Origin of the sequence: Saccharospirillum alexandrii (assembly GCF_004000275.1) — a bacterium.
GTDB classification, from domain to species: Bacteria; Pseudomonadota; Gammaproteobacteria; order Pseudomonadales; family Natronospirillaceae; genus Saccharospirillum; species Saccharospirillum alexandrii.
Genome location: NZ_RCIP01000001.1, coordinates 572,836 through 591,683, shown reverse-complemented (window position 1 = coordinate 591,683; position 18,848 = coordinate 572,836). Strand labels below are relative to the sequence as shown.

General features: G+C 55.3%; 18 protein-coding genes and 1 tRNA gene. 3 read left to right on the top strand and 16 right to left on the bottom strand.

Annotated elements, in window-relative coordinates; genetic code table 11:
* Nucleotides 1-29: 29 nt before the first annotated feature.
* The 8 genes from nqrM to EP166_RS02770 all read right to left on the bottom strand — a co-directional run bounded on the left by nqrM (nucleotide 30) and on the right by EP166_RS02770 (nucleotide 7,236).
* Nucleotides 30-272, bottom strand: coding sequence for a (Na+)-NQR maturation NqrM (nqrM, locus tag EP166_RS02805; RefSeq protein ID WP_127555282.1), 243 nt, complete (start codon nucleotides 270-272; stop codon nucleotides 30-32).
* 79 nt (nucleotides 273-351) lie between these two features.
* Complete coding sequence (locus tag EP166_RS02800; RefSeq protein ID WP_164743784.1) at nucleotides 352-1,338, bottom strand: FAD:protein FMN transferase; 987 nt, start codon at nucleotides 1,336-1,338, stop codon at nucleotides 352-354.
* 67 nt (nucleotides 1,339-1,405) lie between these two features.
* Nucleotides 1,406-2,632, bottom strand: a complete 1,227-nt coding sequence (gene nqrF, locus EP166_RS02795; RefSeq protein WP_127555280.1) for an NADH:ubiquinone reductase (Na(+)-transporting) subunit F — start codon at nucleotides 2,630-2,632, stop codon at nucleotides 1,406-1,408.
* An 18-nt stretch (nucleotides 2,633-2,650) separates the two neighbouring features.
* Nucleotides 2,651-3,259, bottom strand: a complete 609-nt coding sequence (gene nqrE, locus EP166_RS02790; RefSeq protein ID WP_127555279.1) for an NADH:ubiquinone reductase (Na(+)-transporting) subunit E — start codon at nucleotides 3,257-3,259, stop codon at nucleotides 2,651-2,653.
* A complete protein-coding gene (locus tag EP166_RS02785; protein WP_127555278.1) occupies nucleotides 3,259-3,918 on the bottom strand; it encodes an NADH:ubiquinone reductase (Na(+)-transporting) subunit D in 660 nt (219 codons plus the stop codon). Before EP166_RS02785 ends, nqrE begins: the two co-directional genes overlap by 1 nt.
* A 2-nt stretch (nucleotides 3,919-3,920) precedes the next feature.
* Nucleotides 3,921-4,703: a Na(+)-translocating NADH-quinone reductase subunit C gene (locus tag EP166_RS02780; protein WP_127555277.1), complete on the bottom strand. Its 783-nt coding sequence runs from the start codon at nucleotides 4,701-4,703 to the stop codon at nucleotides 3,921-3,923.
* Complete coding sequence (locus tag EP166_RS02775) at nucleotides 4,693-5,895, bottom strand: NADH:ubiquinone reductase (Na(+)-transporting) subunit B (protein WP_127555276.1); 1,203 nt, start codon at nucleotides 5,893-5,895, stop codon at nucleotides 4,693-4,695. The genes EP166_RS02780 and EP166_RS02775 overlap by 11 nt, the downstream gene beginning before the upstream one ends.
* Before the next feature lie 3 nt (nucleotides 5,896-5,898).
* On the bottom strand, nucleotides 5,899-7,236 hold the full coding sequence (locus tag EP166_RS02770) for a Na(+)-translocating NADH-quinone reductase subunit A (protein WP_127555275.1): 1,338 nt from the start codon (nucleotides 7,234-7,236) through the stop codon (nucleotides 5,899-5,901).
* A 336-nt stretch (nucleotides 7,237-7,572) separates the two neighbouring features.
* Between EP166_RS02770 and mfd the strand changes: the two genes are divergently transcribed.
* Together mfd and EP166_RS02760 are read left to right on the top strand one after the other, a co-directional pair.
* Nucleotides 7,573-11,031 carry a transcription-repair coupling factor gene (mfd, locus tag EP166_RS02765; protein WP_127555274.1) on the top strand — a complete coding sequence of 1,153 codons (3,459 nt, stop codon included), beginning with the start codon at nucleotides 7,573-7,575 and terminating at the stop codon, nucleotides 11,029-11,031.
* Between the two features lie 8 nt (nucleotides 11,032-11,039).
* Nucleotides 11,040-11,849 carry a CsiV family protein gene (locus EP166_RS02760; protein ID WP_164743783.1) on the top strand — a complete coding sequence of 270 codons (810 nt, stop codon included), beginning with the start codon at nucleotides 11,040-11,042 and terminating at the stop codon, nucleotides 11,847-11,849.
* Between the two features lie 100 nt (nucleotides 11,850-11,949).
* Here EP166_RS02760 and EP166_RS02755 read toward each other — a convergent pair whose 3' ends face one another.
* Nucleotides 11,950-12,702: an S-methyl-5'-thioinosine phosphorylase gene (locus EP166_RS02755; RefSeq protein WP_127555272.1), complete on the bottom strand. Its 753-nt coding sequence runs from the start codon at nucleotides 12,700-12,702 to the stop codon at nucleotides 11,950-11,952.
* 126 nt (nucleotides 12,703-12,828) lie between these two features.
* A tRNA-Arg gene (locus EP166_RS02750) sits at nucleotides 12,829-12,904 on the bottom strand.
* A 146-nt stretch (nucleotides 12,905-13,050) separates the two neighbouring features.
* On the opposite strand from EP166_RS02750, the gene EP166_RS02745 reads away from it, so the two are divergent.
* Nucleotides 13,051-13,596 carry a YecA/YgfB family protein gene (locus EP166_RS02745; RefSeq protein WP_164743782.1) on the top strand — a complete coding sequence of 182 codons (546 nt, stop codon included), beginning with the start codon at nucleotides 13,051-13,053 and terminating at the stop codon, nucleotides 13,594-13,596.
* Here EP166_RS02745 and EP166_RS02740 read toward each other — a convergent pair.
* The 6 genes from EP166_RS02740 to EP166_RS02715 form a co-directional block, all read right to left on the bottom strand.
* Nucleotides 13,593-13,895: a BolA family protein gene (locus EP166_RS02740; protein WP_127555270.1), complete on the bottom strand. Its 303-nt coding sequence runs from the start codon at nucleotides 13,893-13,895 to the stop codon at nucleotides 13,593-13,595. The two genes, EP166_RS02745 and EP166_RS02740, sit on opposite strands and share 4 nt — an antisense overlap.
* Before the next feature lie 96 nt (nucleotides 13,896-13,991).
* On the bottom strand, nucleotides 13,992-14,504 hold the full coding sequence (locus EP166_RS02735; RefSeq protein ID WP_127555269.1) for a 3'-5' exonuclease: 513 nt from the start codon (nucleotides 14,502-14,504) through the stop codon (nucleotides 13,992-13,994).
* A gap of 115 nt (nucleotides 14,505-14,619) precedes the next feature.
* The gene (locus EP166_RS02730; protein WP_127555268.1) at nucleotides 14,620-16,344 is read right to left on the bottom strand and encodes a protein-disulfide reductase DsbD family protein; all 1,725 of its coding nucleotides are present in this window, start codon (nucleotides 16,342-16,344) and stop codon (nucleotides 14,620-14,622) included.
* 28 nt (nucleotides 16,345-16,372) lie between these two features.
* On the bottom strand, nucleotides 16,373-17,275 hold the full coding sequence (locus EP166_RS02725; protein WP_127555267.1) for an FAD:protein FMN transferase: 903 nt from the start codon (nucleotides 17,273-17,275) through the stop codon (nucleotides 16,373-16,375).
* 72 nt (nucleotides 17,276-17,347) lie between these two features.
* The gene (locus tag EP166_RS02720) at nucleotides 17,348-18,592 is read right to left on the bottom strand and encodes a DUF3570 domain-containing protein (RefSeq protein WP_127555266.1); all 1,245 of its coding nucleotides are present in this window, start codon (nucleotides 18,590-18,592) and stop codon (nucleotides 17,348-17,350) included.
* Between the two features lie 9 nt (nucleotides 18,593-18,601).
* The gene (locus EP166_RS02715) at nucleotides 18,602-18,838 is read right to left on the bottom strand and encodes a DUF4266 domain-containing protein (RefSeq protein ID WP_127555265.1); all 237 of its coding nucleotides are present in this window, start codon (nucleotides 18,836-18,838) and stop codon (nucleotides 18,602-18,604) included.
* Nucleotides 18,839-18,848 lie beyond the last annotated feature (10 nt).

Sequence of the window (18,848 nt, the reverse complement as noted above, 5' to 3'; positions counted from 1 at the left end):
CTGTGCGAGGTGATAACCGATCACCTTCATTACCGGGTTGCGTCGACACCCAGATCAGACAGGGCCTTTTGCCGGGCCGCTTTACGAGCCGATTTGATCTCAGTATCACACTTGCCTTTATCGCCCCCGCAAACGTCACACTCGGCTTCCATACCCACGGCAGCCATGCCACCACAAGAGCCTTTGATCGGCTGACGCCCAAAGATCACGCCCACCGCCATTGCTGCAATCACCAGCAGCATGAATACAAACACAGCGAAAAAGGTCGCCATAAGCACCTCCAATAAGGCCAATACCGATTGCCGGTAAAAAATTCGATCCAGATCCGGTACAGGCCAGGTTTACTGCAGTTTAGTTGCTTTGCTCAAACAATGCGTCGAATCGCTCTGACAGGATTTCCGTATTCCCTTCCCCGTTACGCTGAATCAGGTAAACCGCGAGATCCTTATCGCTGGCTAGCGCCATGGCCGCCTCGGCGCCCAGTACCATAAAGGCGGTAGCGTAGGCATCGCTCAATACACTTCGCTCACCAAGAACAGTCGCGCTGACCAGATCATGTCGAATAGGATACCCGCTTTGCGGATCCAGGGTGTGGGAGTAGCGCATCCCGTCCTGTTCGAAAAAATTCCGGTAGTCTCCACTGGTCGCCATGGAACCTTCAGACACTTCCAGTACTTTGTATACCGAGCGGCGTTCGCTGTCTGGTGATTCTATGGCAACACGCCAGGCTTCACCTTCTGGCTTGGTGCCTGCGAAACGCATCTCTCCACCGATTTCCACCAGATAGTTAGTGATGCCTCTGGCTTCCAGCATGTCAGCCACCTGATCGACCGCAAACCCTTTCGCAATGGCCGACAAATCCAACTCTCGTGGCTCCGTTTTCCGCAGTTTGCTGGCGGCACTATCGACCTCAATGGCTTGCCAGCCCACCATCGCCATTGCCGCTTCAATGTCTTCTTCAGACGGCACCTGGTCCGTGGTTTCCTTGGGACCAAAGCCCCATAGATTAACCAGGGGCCCGATGGTCGGGTCAAAGGCGCCATTACTGGCTTCAGCAACCTCAAGTGCCAGACTGACCACCTCGGCCGTCATCGGCGAGACGGCAACCCAGCTATTAACAGGCGCTTCATTGAAACGAGATACATCAGAACGCGGCAAATAAGTGGACATGGCGACGTTTACTTCGTCTATGGCCGTTCTTACTTCCCCGTCAAGCGCCCGGGCTTCGGACTCTTTGGCAACAATACTGACGGCATAACTGGTTCCCATGGAGTAGCCGCTGAGCTTACGAACCTCGGCTGCGCCCCAACCAGAACAGCCCGAGAGCAGCCATGCCATCAGGCACAGCCACACTGCAGGCTTATTAAAGGCACAAAACATCAATTCTCCAATTGCAGAGCCTGGCTTAGCCGCCAAAGTCGTCAAGCAGGATGTTGTCGCGTTCTACACCCAGATCTTCGAGCATCTTGATGCAGGCTGCGTTCATCATCGGAGGTCCACACATGTAGTACTCGACGTCTTCCGGCGCCTCATGATCTTTCAGATACTGCTCGTAAAGTACGTTATGAATAAAGCCCGTATGGCCCGTCCAGTTGTCCTCTGGCAGCGCATCCGACAGGGCCAGGTGCCACTCGAAATTGTCGTTCTCTTCGGCCAGTTTATCGTACTCTTCCGAATAGAAGGTTTCACGCAAGCTACGGGCTCCGTACCAGAAACTGATCTTGCGCTTCGAATTCAAACGCTTCAGCTGGTCGAAAATATGGGACCGCATGGGTGCCATACCGGCACCACCACCAATAAACACCATTTCCGCATCGGTATCCTTGGCGAAAAACTCGCCAAACGGTCCAAACACGGTGATCTTGTCACCCGGCTTCAGACTGAAGACGTATGAAGACATGATGCCCGGCGGATAACTCGTTCCCGGCGGTGGAGAGGCGATGCGGATATTGAACTTGACGATGCCCTTCTCTTCCGGGTAATTCGCCATCGAATAGGCCCGAATGGTGGTCTCATTCACCTTGGAAGAGTATTGCCAGACATTGAACTTATCCCAGTCTGAACGGAACCGTTCTTCAATATCGAAGTCCTTGTAGTGCACTTCATGCGGCGGCGCTTCCAATTGGACGTAACCGCCGGCCCGGAAATCGACGTTCTCACCTTCCGGCAGGCGAAGCGTCAGCTCTTTGATGAAGGTGGCTACGTTCGGGTTGGATTCAACCGTACACTCCCAGCGCTTTACACCGAAGAACTCAGGCTCGACTTCAATTTTCATGTCCTGCTTCACAGCTACCTGGCAAGCCAGGCGCCAGCCTTCACGCAGCTCACCCTTAGTAAAGTGCTGCTCTTCGGTTGGCAGGGCGGCGCCACCGCCGTCAAGTACTTTGCACTTGCACTGAGCGCAGGTACCGCCGCCACCGCAGGCTGAAGACAGGAAAATACCATCATTAGCCAGGGTACCCAGCAGCTTGCTTCCGGCCGGCACGGTAATGGCCTTGTCGGCATCTTCGTTTATTTCGATGGTTACATCACCGCTGCTCACCAGCTTGGAGCGGGCCGACAGAATAACGCCGACCAGCAACAGCACGATTACGGTGAACAGAACAACACCGAGTATAATTTCTGTAGTCATCTGTTCATTCCTTACCGGTTACAGGGAAACGCCCGAGAACGACATAAAGCCGAGAGACATCAGACCAACGGTGACGAAGGTAATACCCAGACCACGCAAACCCGCTGGGACGTCACTGTATTTCAGCTTCTCCCGAATACCCGCCAGTGCGAGGATCGCAAGCGCCCAGCCCACACCGGCCCCAATGCCATAGACGACCGATTCGCTGAACGTGTAGTCACGCTCTACCATGAACAATGATGCACCCAGGATGGCGCAGTTCACGGTGATCAGTGGTAAAAACACGCCCAGGGCGTTGTAGAGAGCCGGGAAATACTTATCGAGCACCATTTCCAGAATCTGAACAATGGCCGCAATAACACCAATGTAGCTCAGGTAACCCAGGAAGCTCAGATCGGCATCAGGAAAGCCCGCCCAGGCCAGCGCACCTTCGCGTAACACGAAGTTAAATAACAGGTTGTTGACCGGCACTGTAATGGTTTGTACGACGATAACCGCAATACCAAGACCAATCGCCGCAGACACTTTCTTGGACAACGCCAGGAAAGTACACATACCCAGAAAGAAGGCCAAGGCCATGTTTTCAACAAATACCGCGCGTATAAAGAGGCTGATCAATGCTTCCATTACATGGCCTCCTTCTTGACGTGTGCTTTCATGGTAAATTCACTTTCCTCAACCTGGTCCTTGTAAACCGTACGCAGGATCCAGATAAAACCACCAATAATAAAGAACGCACTGGGCGGCAGTAGCAGCAAGCCGTTTGGAATGTACCAGCCTCCGTTGTTTACCGTGGCCAGAATTTCCACACCGAACAAGCTGCCGGCTCCGAGAAACTCACGAATGACCGCAACAAACAGCAACACAACACTGTAGCCCAGTCCATTACCAACACCATCGATGAAACTCATGCCCGGCGGGTTCTGCATGGCAAAGGCTTCCGCACGCCCCATCACAATGCAGTTGGTGATAATCAGACCAATAAAAACGGACAGCTGCTTCGACATCTCGAAAGCATAGGCTTTCAAAATCTGATCAACCACGATTACCAGCGAGGCAATAATGGTCATCTGCACAATAATCCGGATGCTGCTCGGAATCTGATTGCGAATCATCGAGATAAAGAGGTTGGAAAACGCCGTGACCGACGTCAGTGCAATACACATCACAATGGTGACGTTCACACTGGTGGTCACCGCGAGTGCAGAGCAAATCCCCAGGATTTGCAGGGCAATGGGATTGTTGGCAAAAATAGGTGCCAGTAATACCTTCCGTGTCTCAGACATGATCAGGCTTCTCCCGCTTCAAGTTTGGTAAGAAAAGGCTTGAACCCACGTTCGCCCAGCCAGTATTGAATCAGGCTGGTAACACCGCGACTGGTCAGCGTTGCGCCGCTAAGGCCATCGACCATGTGCGTCGCTTCCATTTCATTGCTGCGGTTGACCGAGCCTTTCTTAACGGCCAACTCAACACTGCCCTGACCGCCATAAACCTCTTTTCCGATGAACTGCTCTTTCCAGTTAGGGTTATCCACTTCGCCACCCAGTCCCGGAGTTTCAGCATGTTCATAGAACCCGAACCCACGCACCGTGTTGAGATCGCTGTCCAGGGCGATAAAGCCCCACAGAGTTGACCACAGGCCATAGCCACGTACGGGAAGAATCAGGGTCTGCAACTGTCCTTCACTGTCATTGATCAGGTACACCTCAGTGTACTGCTCGCGACGCTTGATACCGGCAATGTCTTCAGAGGCCGGAATGGCTTCGGACAGCGCAGGGTCCCGAATAGCATCTCGTGGCTCGAACGTCTCGGTATCGAACTCGTCTGAGAACTCACCGGTTTCCAGGTTGATCAGGCGAGTATTCACCTGTTCGAACTGTTCCTGAACAGAGACACCATCCTGCAACAGACCAGCCGCTGCCAGGATGTTGCGACGCAAGTCCAACTGACGGTTTTCCTGCTGCACCGGTCTTAAGGCTACAGCAGCAGTAGAAACAACGATTGCGCAGGCCAGACAGACCAGCAAGGCAACCTTGAGAACATTGGTGATGGAGTCTTTGTTACTGGACACGAGCAAGCCTCCGTTTGATGTTTCGCTCAACCACGAAATAATCGATGGTCGGTGCAAAAATATTAGCGAACAAGATAGCCAGCATGATGCCTTCCGGGAAGGCCGGATTAACGACGCGAATCAATACCGTCATTACGCCAATCAGTATGCCGAACCAGATTTTCCCGGTATTAGTCATGGAGCTAGAAACCGGATCGGTGGCCATGAACATCATGCCGAAGGCAAAACCGCCAATCACCAGATGCCAGTACCAGGGCAGACCGAACATGGGGTTGGAGTCAGACCCGATCAGATTGAACAGGCTCGACAACAAGATCATGCCCACCAGCGTACCCAGTACAATCCGCCAGCTGGCAATACCCATTATCAGCAATACGGCGCCACCAAGCAGAATCATTAGTGTTGAAACTTCACCGACCGAGCCCTGCTGAATACCCAGGAAGGCGTCTAGCCAGGTCAGACTACCCAGCATGCCATCTACCAGGCCGTCGCTGAACGCGAAGCTCAGTGCCGTTGCGCCCGAAAACCCATCAACGGCTGTCCATACGGCATCGCCAGACATGCTTGCCGGGTAAGCAAAGTACAGGAAGGCACGTCCGGTCAGTGCCGGGTTAAGGAAGTTCTTGCCTGTGCCACCGAAGATTTCCTTGCCGACCACCACGCCGAAGGTAATACCCAGCGCGACCGCCCACAATGGCAACGTCGGTGGGCAAATCAGGGCGAATAGCACCGACGTCACGAAGAAGCCTTCGTTGACTTCGTGGCCACGCACCATAGCGAAGGTGACTTCCCAGAAGCCGCCCACAATAAACGTAACCGCATAAATGGGGACAAAATAGGCCGCCCCGTAGATCAGGTTATCCCAGATGCTCGACGGATCATGACCCGCAAAGAGGCTGATCAGCGCTTCGCGCCAGCCGTCGTTGACAGCCATGCCAGCTTCAATGGCGGTATTGGCCTGGAAGCCAAGGTTCCACATCCCCCAGAACATGGCTGGGAAGGTGCACAGCCAAACGGTGATCATGATGCGTTTCAGGTCCATACCATCACGCACGTGAGACGTGGTGCGGGTAACGGAGTTGGGCATATAGAAAATGGTATCGACCGCTTCATAAAGCGCATACCACTTTTCATACTTGCCGCCTTTTTCAAACAGCGGCGCCATATTGTCTAGCGTTGTACGTAAACCCATGCCTTACCCCTCCAGCTCGATGCGAGTCAGATTTTCCCGCAGGATCGGGCCATATTCATACTTGCCAGCACACACATAGGTGCACAGCGCCAGATCTTCTTCATCCAGCTCCAATGCACCCAGCTTTTCCGCCGAATCCAGATCGCCCACAATCAGCGCACGCAGCAGCTGAGTTGGCAGAATATCCAGAGGCATCACCTTCTCATACTGTCCCACCGGAACCATTGCCCGTTCAGAGCCATTAGTGGTGGTATTGAAATCGAAGGTTTTTCCGCGCATCAGCTTGGACAAATAAATGTTCAGTATCGAATGGCGGTTTTTACCGGCATGCAGGTAATGCAAAATCGGGCGTGCGCGACCTTCGGCCAACACACTGACCTGAGTGTGATAGCGACCGAGATAGGCGGCTTCTTCAAGCCCACCACGACCCCCAAATACCGAGCCGGAAATCAGCCGGTTCTCACCGTCTTTCAACTCATCACGGGTCAGTTCGACCAGGGATGCGCCCAGACGTGTCCGAACCAGGCGGGGTTCTTTCACTTGAGGACCGGCCAGCGCGACGATACGGTCGGTTGGCACTACACCGGTCACAATCAATTTGGCCAGGGCAATCACTTCCTGATAACCAATTGTCCATACAACTTTGCCAGCGTGCACAGGTTCGAGGAAGTGGATATGAGTACCTGCATTGCCAGCCGGGTGGACACCGCCGAATTCTTCAACGGAAACCCCTTCAGCCGTAGGAATCTGACTGCCCGGCGCCTTGCAAACCCACACCTTGCCTTGAGTGAGCTTGGTCAGCAGTGTCAGGCCCTGAGTAAACGCGTCGGTATCGGTCGCAATCACTGCTGCCGGATCAGCCGCCAGTGGGTTGGTATCCATCGCCTGTACAAATATGGCTGTCGGCTCGGAATCGATGGCGGGCACCTTGGAATACGGCCGCGTCCGAAAGGCGGTCCAGGCCCCAGATTTTACCAGGGTTTCGCGCAACGATTCTGTGCTCAGAGAGCTGAATTGATCTGCTGGAGTTGCCTCGAACTGCTCATGGTCGTCGCCATCCAGCTCGATGACCAGAGACTGGAACAGGCGGCGCGCGCCACGATTGATGGCCTTAACCAGGCCGGAGGCTGGGGCCGTATAGACAACCCCTTCGTTTTTCTTGTCGGTGAAGACGGCCTGACCCAGCTTGACCCGGTCACCCTCCTTTACCAACATGGTCGGTTTCATCCCATTGTAGTCGTAACCGACCAAAGCCACTGTGTTGACCGGCTGACCATCCGAAATTTCCTGACGCGGAGCGCCGGAAATGGGCAAGTCGAGCCCTTTCTTGATCGTTATCATAGTGTGCTCTGTCCAATGCTTTGCTCCGTTATACCGGGTTCACACGGCCCCCGGGTAACGACGCAAACCAAATATTGCTTTCAGGCTGGCCAAATCCGAACCGATTAATGCCTAAAACGACACAATGTCGGCACGACGGCAAACCCACCCCAAAAAATCGTGCGTAAGTATAAAGATCAGTGGTTTGGATGGCTACCATAGTGTGAGATTCCTTTTTTGCCGACTTCCCGTAAAACCGGGCCTGACAGGCTGATTGGCTCTCTACAGCGCTGGGCGCTGCCAGCCAAGTCTGCTAGCATTCGCGCCCTGTTCCGACTGACTTGATAACCCTAGCCCATGTACAACCCTTCGCTGAATATCCCCCTGAAGCCCGGTGATCACCGTCACATTGGCCAGATCAACGGTGCGGCCACGGGCTGGTACCTCGCTCACGTCATGAAGCAGCACGACGGTACTCTGCTGCTCATCGCCGATACACCGGCCGATGTCGACCGGCTGGCGCAGGAGCTGAACGTATTCAAGGGCACAGACAACTGGGACATTCTGGTATTTCCAGACTGGGAAACCCTGCCTTACGATAACTTTTCACCGCACGAAGACATCATTTCGGATCGACTCAGCGTGCTCAATGCGCTGGCAAAGAACCCCAGGGTGATCTGCATTGCCAGTGCCGCCAACCTCAGCCACCGTCTGGCGCCGAAAGAAGCCATTATCGGCACGGCCTTTGACTGGCATCTAGGACAGACCATCGACATCGCCCAGCAGCGTCGGCAACTGGAATCAGCGGGTTACAGGGCCACCGATACCGTATACCAGCACGGCGAGTTTGCTGTCAGGGGCTCGATTCTCGACATTTTCCCAATGGGTTCCGAACAGCCGGTTCGCGTCGACCTGTTCGACGAAGACATCGAGTCAATCCGGTACTTCGATCCGGAAACCCAGCGTTCCGGCGAGCCTATCCCGCGCATCACGTTGCTGCCGGGTCGGGAAGTACCGCTGACAGAGACCGGCATTGCCCGGTTCCGGCAAGCCTTCCGGGAGCGCTTTGCAGCCGATTTCTCCCGCTGTCGCACTTATACCGAGGTCAGCGAAGGCATTGCTCCCGGTGGCATCGAGTATTTCTTGCCCCTGTTTTACGAGCGAACCGATTCTTTTTGGGATTACCTGCCCGAGCAGGCCCTGGTCGCCCACCAGACAACCCTGGTCGGTCAACTTGACCACTTCTGGCAGGAAGTTGAGAGCCGGTACGAAAACCGCCGCCACGACATTACGCAACCCATACTGACACCGAGGGAGCTGTTTACGCCGAGTGACGAAGTGTTCACCCGGCTCAACCAATTCCGGCGGCTGTCGCTCAGCACATCCCCGGTCCGCGAACAAAGCGGGCATCTGAACCTGAGCACCGAGTCGCCGGCTGACTACCCAGTGGATCACCGCGCACAGGAACCCTTGAACCGCCTGGAATGTTTTCTCAAGGAAACCGGTCACCGGGTACTGTTTTGTGCCGAGTCACTGGGCAGGCGCGAAGCGCTCAAAGAACTGCTTGGGCGCATACGGATTAAGCCGGAACCCTTCGACACGGTATCCGGGTTTCTGGACCATTCCGATTCAGCCGTTGGCCTGACCGTCGCGCCGCTGGGCCAGGGCCTGGTACTGACCGATGCCGGCATCACCCTGATCAGCGAGCCACAGTTATTCGGTGACTACGTCGTTCAGAAAAAACGCAGAGACCGTGCTCAGTCCGATCAATCCGATCAGGTTATTCGCAACCTGACCGAACTGAACCCAGGCAGCGCCGTCGTTCACCTCGATCACGGCGTTGGCCGCTACCAGGGCCTGGAAACGCTCGAGCTGGACGGACAAGCCCAGGAATTTCTGAAACTCAGCTATGCCGAAGGCAGCCACCTGTACGTACCGGTCAGCAACCTGCACATGATCAGCCGGTATTCCGGGGCCGATACCGACAGCGCGCCGCTGCACAAGCTGGGGCATGACCGCTGGAGCAAAACCAAGCACAAAGCCGCCGAAAAGATTCGCGATACAGCCGCAGAACTACTGGCTCTGTATGCCACACGTGAAGCCCGCCGGGGGCATGCTTTCCCGTTCGACGAAACCGAGTACGCCCAGTTCAGTGCCGGTTTCGGGTTCGAACCGACAGACGATCAGGCCGATGCCATCGACGCCGTCATCAAAGACATGCGTCGCCCCCAGCCGATGGACCGCCTGGTCTGCGGCGATGTCGGCTTCGGCAAGACCGAAGTCGCCATGCGCGCAGCTTTCATTGCCGCCAACGCCGGGCGCCAGGTCGCCATACTGGTACCAACCACCCTGCTTGCCCAGCAACATTACGAGAACTTCAACGATCGTTTTGCCAACTGGCCGGTGCGGGTCGAGGTGCTCAGCCGCTTTCGCAACACGGGCGACACCAAATCGGTAATCGATGGCATCACAGACGGAAAGGTCGATGTTGTGGTCGGCACCCATAAGTTGCTGCAAAAAGACATCCGCTTCAAAGACCTCGGGTTGCTGATTATCGATGAAGAACATCGCTTCGGCGTTACCCAGAAAGAGCGCATAAAAGCCTTGCGGGCCAACGTTGACATCCTGACTCTGACGGCAACCCCCATTCCGCGTACCCTGAATATGTCGATGTCCGGGGTGCGGGATCTGAGCATCATTGCCACTCCTCCGGCACGACGTCTGTCGGTGAAAACCTTCGTGCGCGAGCGCGACGACGCCCAGGTAAAGGAAGCTTTACTGCGCGAGATCCTCCGCGGTGGTCAGGTTTATTACCTGTACAATGAAGTCAGTACCATTGAGAGAACCGCCCAGGCGTTGCGTGAGCTGGTGCCGGAAGCCCGTATTGTGACCGCCCATGGTCAGATGCCGGAACGCCAGCTTGAACGCATCATGTCAGACTTTTACCACAAACGGTTCAACGTTCTGCTGTGTACCACCATTATTGAAACCGGTATCGATGTCCCCACCGCCAACACCATTCTAATCGAGCGGGCCGACCGGTTCGGGCTGGCTCAGTTGCATCAGTTACGAGGTCGGGTTGGCCGGTCTCACCACCAGGCCTATGCGTACATGATGACACCGCCCTGGAAAACGCTGACCAAGGATGCGCAGAAGCGACTGGAAGCCATTGGCGAAGCGCAGGACCTGGGCGCCGGCTTTACACTGGCCACCCATGACCTGGAAATTCGCGGTGCCGGGGAATTGCTGGGTGAGGAACAAAGCGGCCACATCGAAGGCATCGGCTTCTCGCTGTACATGGACATGCTGAACAAGGCCGTCAAAGCCATCCAGAGAGGCGAGACGTTCAACCCGGAAGATTTGGACAACCCCGGTGTCGAGGTCAACCTGCGTATACCGGCCCTGATCCCGGCCGACTACATTGGCGACATCAATACTCGCCTCACCCTCTACAAACGCATCGCGTCCAGTGAAAATGCCGATCAGTTGCGCGACTTACAGATAGAGATGATTGACCGTTTTGGTCTGTTACCGGAGCCGGTAAGCCACCTATTTAAAGTGACTGAATTGCGTCAGAAGCTCGAACCACTCGGCGTGCAGCGCATTGATATCGGTTTGTCCGGCGGCACCATTGAGTTCAGCAAAAACACCACGATTGATCCATTCACCCTGGTCCAGTTGATTCAGTCGCAGCCACACCGTTTCAAATTGAAAAATGGCACCATGCTGCATGTCATCACCGAAAGCCCGACGCCTGCGTCAAGGTTTGACACGGTTGAAGAAATCATCACACTGGTCAGCAGGAAACCCCAATGAGACATGCCATGACGCTTCGAACGACTTGCATTACCTTGCTGGCCGGCCTGATTTCCCTGCCCGCCGCTGCTGAATTCGAGGGCAGCTGGTTTCAGGTGGAAGTGCTGATCTTCGAACACACGGGCAGTCGCCCTGAAAACCCGGAACGCTGGCCAACCTATCCCAGCCTGGAGCGGCGCTCTCCGGTCTTGGCAATCTCCGACAGCCATGAGCAATCAGAAGTCTCCGGCGGCGTGGACGGCGATGTTGAACAATTACCCATTCCGTTCAGGCCTCTGAGCGAACCCGAGTGGACCCTGGCAGAGGAAAAAGCAGCTCTGGAAAGCAGCCGTAACTACCGGGTACTGTATCACCAGAGTTGGGTACAGCCGGTTCCGGGACGAAACGACATAGTCCCGATTCGCATCGACGCCGGTGATGTCTATGGCAGCCAGCATGAACTGCAGGGCTACCTGGACCTTTACGTTGAACGCTACCTGCACCTTAATACCGACCTGCAACTGGTCCGGTACACTCAGACCGATAACCCGTTTCGACTCATCGACGACAATGCCATCACTGGCTCGAGTGACAAATCATTGCCCTTCAGCGGGCTGAGTCTCGACCAGGAAGCCAGCGCCCTGGGCAGCAACGTCTTCGATACTGACATCATCACGTCAAACAATAATCAGTATTTTGTCGCCACCGAAAGCATCGAGATGAAACAGCGACGGCGCATGCGCAGCTCCGAATTGCACTACATTGACAATCCGGAACTGGGCCTGCTGATTTACATTGTGCCGCTCGAATTCGACGCGCCGGAAGGCGAAGCACCCTGACCAACGCGTTGTACACCCGTGATCTGATCATAAAAAAGCCAGCAATTGCTGGCTTTTTTATGCGATGTTGGATCCGCAGATCGATTTAACAGACGCTTGGCTATTCCGTATAGAAACGATTGACGGCCGTCTCAACGATGCGCTTTACCCGCTCCATGCCAGCGGCCAGGTTCTCGTCAATCTCCTTGATGGTGATAACCCCTTCACCCTTGCCTGCTGCCGGATTCACCACCACCGACAAACTGGCGTAGCGTAGCTTCAGCTCCCGGGCAAGTGCTGCCTCTGGCATGCCAGTCATGCCCACCAGATCACAGCCATCCTGTTCCATGCGGAATATCTCGGCAACCGTCTCCAGTCTCGGCCCCTGGGTCGCACCATAGACGCCACCGTTAATAACCGGTTCGGACACTTCCTTGGCGGATTTGAGCAGCAATTGACGCAAGCTTTCCGTATAGGGGTAACTGAAATCAACATGGGTCACTCCGGAAAGCTCGCCTTCAAAGATGGTCGATTCGCGGCCGTGGGTATAGTCGATAATCTGCACGGGCACGACCAGCGCCTGGCTGGTCATATTGCGGGTAATGCCGCCCACCGCGTTAATGGCGATCACATCGGTCGCATAGAGATTTTGCAGCGCCCACAAATTGGCGCGATAGTTTACCTGGTGCGGTGGGACACGGTGCGGATGCCCGTGCCGGGCCAGAAACAAAACCCGGTAGCCATTGAGTTCGCCTTCCAGTATGGGGGCCGACGGTGAGCCATAAGGCGTCTGTACATCGTGTGCGTTGGAAATGGTAAGCCCCGGTAACTGCGTCAGACCGGTTCCGCCTATGATTGCCAGTGTATCAGACATACCCTACCTCGTTTCCATTGACTGAAGCCGCTGACTGCGCCGGGCTACCGGTGTGACCAGACGGACTGGGCGATTCAGAGGGTGGTATCGACCGGATGGTATGAACCCGCACCTCATCAATAATCCTGGTCTCCCCGCCTGGACTCGAACCAGGATTTAAGCCTTAGGAGGGCCTCGTTCTATCCAGTTGAACTACGGGGAGAATCCAACCCATTGTAACGGCCCTCGCCAAACATGGAAACCCGTTTGCGAACAGAGACTTACCGCTGTTCACCTGCCGCCGGTGCGTATTCAATAGGGTCACTAACCCGGTATACTCCGTACATTCAACTCAACGGAGCCCGACCAATGACCTCAGAGACCGATCTGGATGCCCTGGCCGACTGGCTGGAGGACGACAACCGCAGCGAGGATTGTCTCGACATTCACGGCCTGCACGGTTATCTCACTGCGCTGGTCATCGCTCAGGAGCCCCTGTCGGACGACTGGCTCAACGACACCCTCGGCCAGGCTTTGTCCGACTTGCCGGAAGCCGAAGTGCAGCAGTTTGCTGATAGCTGCGTAACACTCTACCGGGAAATTTCAGACGAGCTCTACTCAGACGATCAGGTCGCACTCAGTTTCGAGCCGGACATAGACTGGGAAGACTCAGACATGCAGGCCTGGGCGGTGGGTTTTATGGAAGTAGTCTTCGCCCTACCCGACCGGTTTACTCACACCAGTGAAGACGATCTGGCCACCTTGCTGTTACCGATCGAAGTGGCCTCAGGTCTTTTTGCCGACGAAGCTGACTATCGGCCGTTGTACCGCAACAAGGCCTTACTCAGCCAGATGTTTAATGACATACCGGATATTTTGACCGATCTGTATCTGTTACTAAACAGCCCTGCCTAGCTGCCGCTACCACCCCGGCAATCGGGAGATGCCGGGGCTTCACCCTGCCACTCGTCAGGCGCATAGGCATGAATAGCCAGTGCATGAACGGGCCCGGCCAGTTCTTCCTGAAGTAACTGGTAGACTTTCTGGTGACGCTGAACTGCCCGCACGCCTGTAAATGCCTCGCTGACAATTTCCACCCGGAAGTGGGTTTCGCTGTTTTCGGGCACCGAGTGTTTATGACTCTCGTTATCGACACTCAGGTGATGGGGCGACAGCGCCGCCAATTTACTCTTGATCGCAAGTGCAACAGACATGATTGGGCTCGCTTAGTTTGGCGTAAAAAAAAGGTTTGTCGCAAACAAGATCGGGATGAAAAAGACGGATTCAAGAGGCTCGGCTGTGGGTCAAACTCAAGAACGTTTCAACTGGTCCTGATATTCCATCAGCGCCGTGGTTTCATAAGTCATCTGCAGCAAACGGGCATCTTCACCAGCCCGATGATGGCTGAGCGCATGCTCGGACCGGATGCGCAGTTTGGTGTCATCCCACACTGAAAGTTGAAACTCCGTGAGTATGCGCGGCAGAGTTTCCAGCCGAAAGGTCATGGTCCTGCGGGCACAATAATACAACAGTGCCAGCCACCCGGAATCGAAACCCCAGCCGTCGCTGTACAAAATCTGCCCTTCCAGCATTTCATTCAGATGATCGGCAATGCTATCGACACCCAGACCGTCCCGAACCAGTTGCTCCCGGGTAATCCCATGCAACTGCGCAGCTTTGTCGTCCCAATGATCCCAGTCTGATTCAGGTCGAACCAGCCAGGACATCGCTTCACCGGATTCCGTTGCCACCCCTATTTCGATCGGATAACTGCCTCGCCCAAATCCAGAGGCTTCAATGTCGATTATGCCTGGCAATAACATCGGTGTGGGTTTCTCTCTCCATACGGTGGCGTTGGGGCCTGGCGTGCAAGCCCCTGTTGCGAGTGGATCCTGGCATCTTCAGATGCGGACAACACGCGCCCGGAACGGGCGACCGTCAGGATGCGGAAAAGGTGCGCTCAATCAACCCGGGCGTTAACACCTGAGGCAACAATTGCACCGGTCCACCGTTACCGGGGAAGTAAGCATAGAGAGGAACGCCCTGGCGGTCAAAGCGTTCGATCAGTGCATCGACTTCAGGCGATGGGTTGGTCCAGTCGGCTTTCATCAGCTGAACCCCCTGCTGTTTGACCAGCGCTTCGAACCGATCGCCCGACAAAGCCACTCGCTCATTAGCCTTGCAGGTGATGCACCAGGCGGCCGTAACGTCCAAAAAGACGGGTTGACCCAGCATCTGGTAACTGTCGAGCATGGCGGCATCGTAAGGCTGCCAGATGTCGACCTGCTGGCGCTGATCGAAGACCATCACAAAAGCGATCGCCACAAACGCAACCCGAAGGCCACGTTTGAGAAAGCGAGCAAACAGCCCGTTGCCGGAGGTAACAGCCAGCGCTGGCCAAATTGCCATGGTCAGCAGAATCAGGCCGATGCCCACTGACAACAGCACCGTTGTGCCCTGAATTTCAATCAATACCCAAAGCAGCCAGAGCACCGTGGCGAACAATGGAAACGCCATCAATTGACGGAAAACGTTCATCCAGGCACCCGGCTTCGGCAGTCGGCTCGCCAAGCCCGGCAGGTAGGTAATTGCCAGTATGGGCAAGGCCATACCGAAACCCATGGTGGCGAAAATCAGCAAACCCACTGCGGGCGGTTGCAACAGGGCAAACCCGATTGCCGACCCCATAAAAGGCGCTGTGCAAGGGGTAGCCACCAACGTCGCCAGAACGCCAGTAAAGAAAGTACCGGAGGCACCGGGTTTTTGAGTCAGGGTCTGCCCGGCTCCCATTAACCGCTGGCCAACTTCAACGTAACCGGCCATCGCCAATGCCAGCACGTAGAACAGCATGATCAAGCCGGCAACAAATATCGGCGACTGCAACTGAAAGCCCCAGCCCACCCAGGTTCCAAACTGCCGCAACAACAACAAAACAGCTGCAACAGCCATAAAACTGAGCACCACTCCCAGGGTGTAGATCCAGCCATGCAGGCGCGAATGGTGGGTGTCTTGTCCCCATTGGGCCAGGTGCATTGCCTTGAGTGACAGCACCGGAAACACACAGGGCATGAGATTGAGGACCATGCCTCCAAGCAAAGCAAATACCAGCGCCAGCGCCAGCGACAGACTGGCTACATCGGAGCCGGTCTGCCCTTCGGTATCAAAAGCGCTGCGAGCAGGGGCGAAACCGGCTGCAGTGGTGGAGGTGGCTGCGCCTGAAACCGGTGTAGCCATGGCCTCGCCATTAATATCGAACACCCGGGTTTGGGGTGGGTAACACAAGCCAGCATCGGCGCAGCCCTGATAAACAACCTCTATTACACCCTGGTCGGCCAATACCGCGTACTCTGCCGTCATGGTGTCGTAATAGACCGGCATGATGTCCTTGAACGTATCGTCGTACTTTTCCAACACATTGAAAGAAAGCTGGCCTTCACCGACTTCAGCACCATCACGGGTATTTACCCGGTGCTGATCCCGGTACAGATAGTATTCATCGGCGATGTCCCAGTGCAAATTCAACTGGTCGCCGTTGCGTTCAACGGTTAACTCGAAGGCTTCGTCCACCGGTAAAAACTCCGATGCAACGGCGTTGCCCAGTGTTGCCATGCATACCAGCATGAAAAAACCGAGCATTGAAATTCTGGTCAGGTGCTTAATCATCGGGTAGTAACCTTGAACCTTTTTGCAATTAACAGTGTTTAGGGGTGACCAGCGTACCAGACACACTCATGCCCGCATCACATAGTAAAAAAGGGACTTCCAGCTGCACCAGCCAGCTTTCGGCATCTTTACCTTTGAGCATGGCAATAGTGGCCAGACTGCCGGCCATAATACAGTGGTCGGCAATTACGGTAACAGCGCGTGGTGCATCCGTAACCGGCCAACCGGTGTGCGGGTTCAGAATATGACTGTAACGCACCCCCTCTTGGGTAAACCCCCGCTCGTAATCTCCGCTGCTGGCCAGACCACCCTGGTTCAGCGCAACGCTGGCCATGGCCTGACCGGTACCTAGCGGGTCTCTTACTCCCAACATCCAGGGGCGGTCACCTGGCTGTGGTCCAGTTACAGCAATGTCGCCGGCCAGGTTGGCCATGCCGCAGCATCCGGCTTCGGCCATCAGAGCCACCAAGCGATCGGCGGCAAACTCTTTCACGATGCCACCGAAATCGAGCTCCATCCCGGGTTCCAGTCGCAACTGTTCACCGTCCCACTCAACCCGATCCCAACCGACAGCGGCCTGGGCCGCGGCTATCTCGGCCGGGTCGGGGATGCGTTGTTGCCTGAAGTCCCAGGCCCGCCGAAGAGCACCGGCCGTGACATCAAAAACGCCGTCACTGAGCCGGTAACAATGGTCGGCATAATTCAGTAGCCCTGCGCACTCTGCATCGACAAACTGAACAGCGCCCGCCTTCCTGTTCATATCACTAACCAGGCTGTCTGGCCGGTAACGGGAATAACGCTGTTCCAACCTGACAACTTCGTCCTTAAGTCGCTCCAGCAAACCATCCGGAGCACCAAAAACGGCCAGGTCACAGGGGCCACCCATGCCCTTAAAATGGCACAGTCCGGGCCCTGGCTCAGGTTCTGTCATAACCAAATGCCTGTGTTCATTACTCGACAGCAGTTGAGGTATCGGCTCCTCCGACTTGCCGGTATGAGCCGGTCAAAAACGGAAATCCAAACCCGTAGTCAGCCTCCAAAAGGCTGGCAATCCCGGTGTTTCATCATCGAAGTTAAACCCGTATGAGGGGTTCGCAGCGTAACGTTCGCCGGTGATGGTCCAGGAATAATTTCTAAAATCCGTTTTTAATGCCAGCCCCATGCTCAGCGCCCCATAATTCGATAACCGGGGATCACTGGAATAATAGGTGGTTGTATCGGCTGTGTAGTAAGGGTCTGAGACACCATGATCGGGTATTTCGTAGAAATAGGCCTGAGTCTGCTGGTAGTAACGCAGCGACGGTATCAGCTGGAAATCAACTTCATTGCGCACAAACCAGTCCCAGCCGGGTGCGTAGTTCTGATACCAGGACAGATCGGTTGTTGTCGACCAGATATCCCAGCTGTCAGCCAGAAAACGGAAATCCAGATGCAAGGCGCCATCAATGCCCGGGAAATACTTGCGACCACCCGCCGAGAGCGTTACCAGGGTTCGGCTGTCCGGGCGAATATCGTAAGGAACCTCTGCCCCGGCCCGCTCGCGGTAGGGGTCTGACATGTAGCCGGAACGATGCGTCACACTGACACCCGCCTGAACCACGGTGTTCATATCAATGATCTGGCTGATCCCTTCAAAGATGGATGCCTGCCATTTGGTCTGGTCTTTGGCGGCGAAACGTCCCGGTGTGTTTGCCTGCTGATCGGCCGGATCGGAATAATCCTGGGTGGGGTCCAGGAAATCATACCCTAGCGTCGCTCCGCCACTGAGCGTTGTCATTTGATCATTGATTTGCAGGGAACCATCGATACCGGAACTCAATGCCAGATAATCCTGTTCAACGGATATACCAGCCTGTGCGCCTATATCAGCTTGCGACCAGTAATAGCGGCCCGTCCCATATAAATCGAAACGACGCTCAATGGATGCGCCAGCCATATACACCCGGGTGACGTCCTCGTCATCCAGATAGGTGTAGACCGGAGAGGCACCCGACATGGTTTCGAAGCTGCCTTCGACATCCCAGCTCATGTTGGAGCCATAAGGCATCATCAGGTAAAACTGATGTACCTGAATGGTGTAACGCTCCTGGGCGCCACCGTCGGTGCGGCTTTCTGGGGAATCATCTTCGGTGTAATAGGTGTACTGATACCCTGCTTCGGACTCTGCCGGGGCGGCAGCTTGTGCCATGGATACCAACCCGGGAATGGCCAATGCACTGCGGGCCAACTGCTTTACTGCTTCAGACATCCGTTATCCTCAATTACAACCGCAACCACCACCGGCAGCGGCACCGCCACCCGATGACGCTTCTTTTGAAAAATACACATGGCCGTTCAGTGTCGATTCGAGCCGGTTCGGAGACCAACTCATTTCTTCTTTAGCCAGCACACCGCGCTCCCAGGGTTGAACTGTCGTACAGCCGCCCAGTGCAACGAGGCAGAGCATCACCAACCCACTCGCTTTTGCTGCCTTTACCAAAGTTATGTATGTCATCTGCACTATC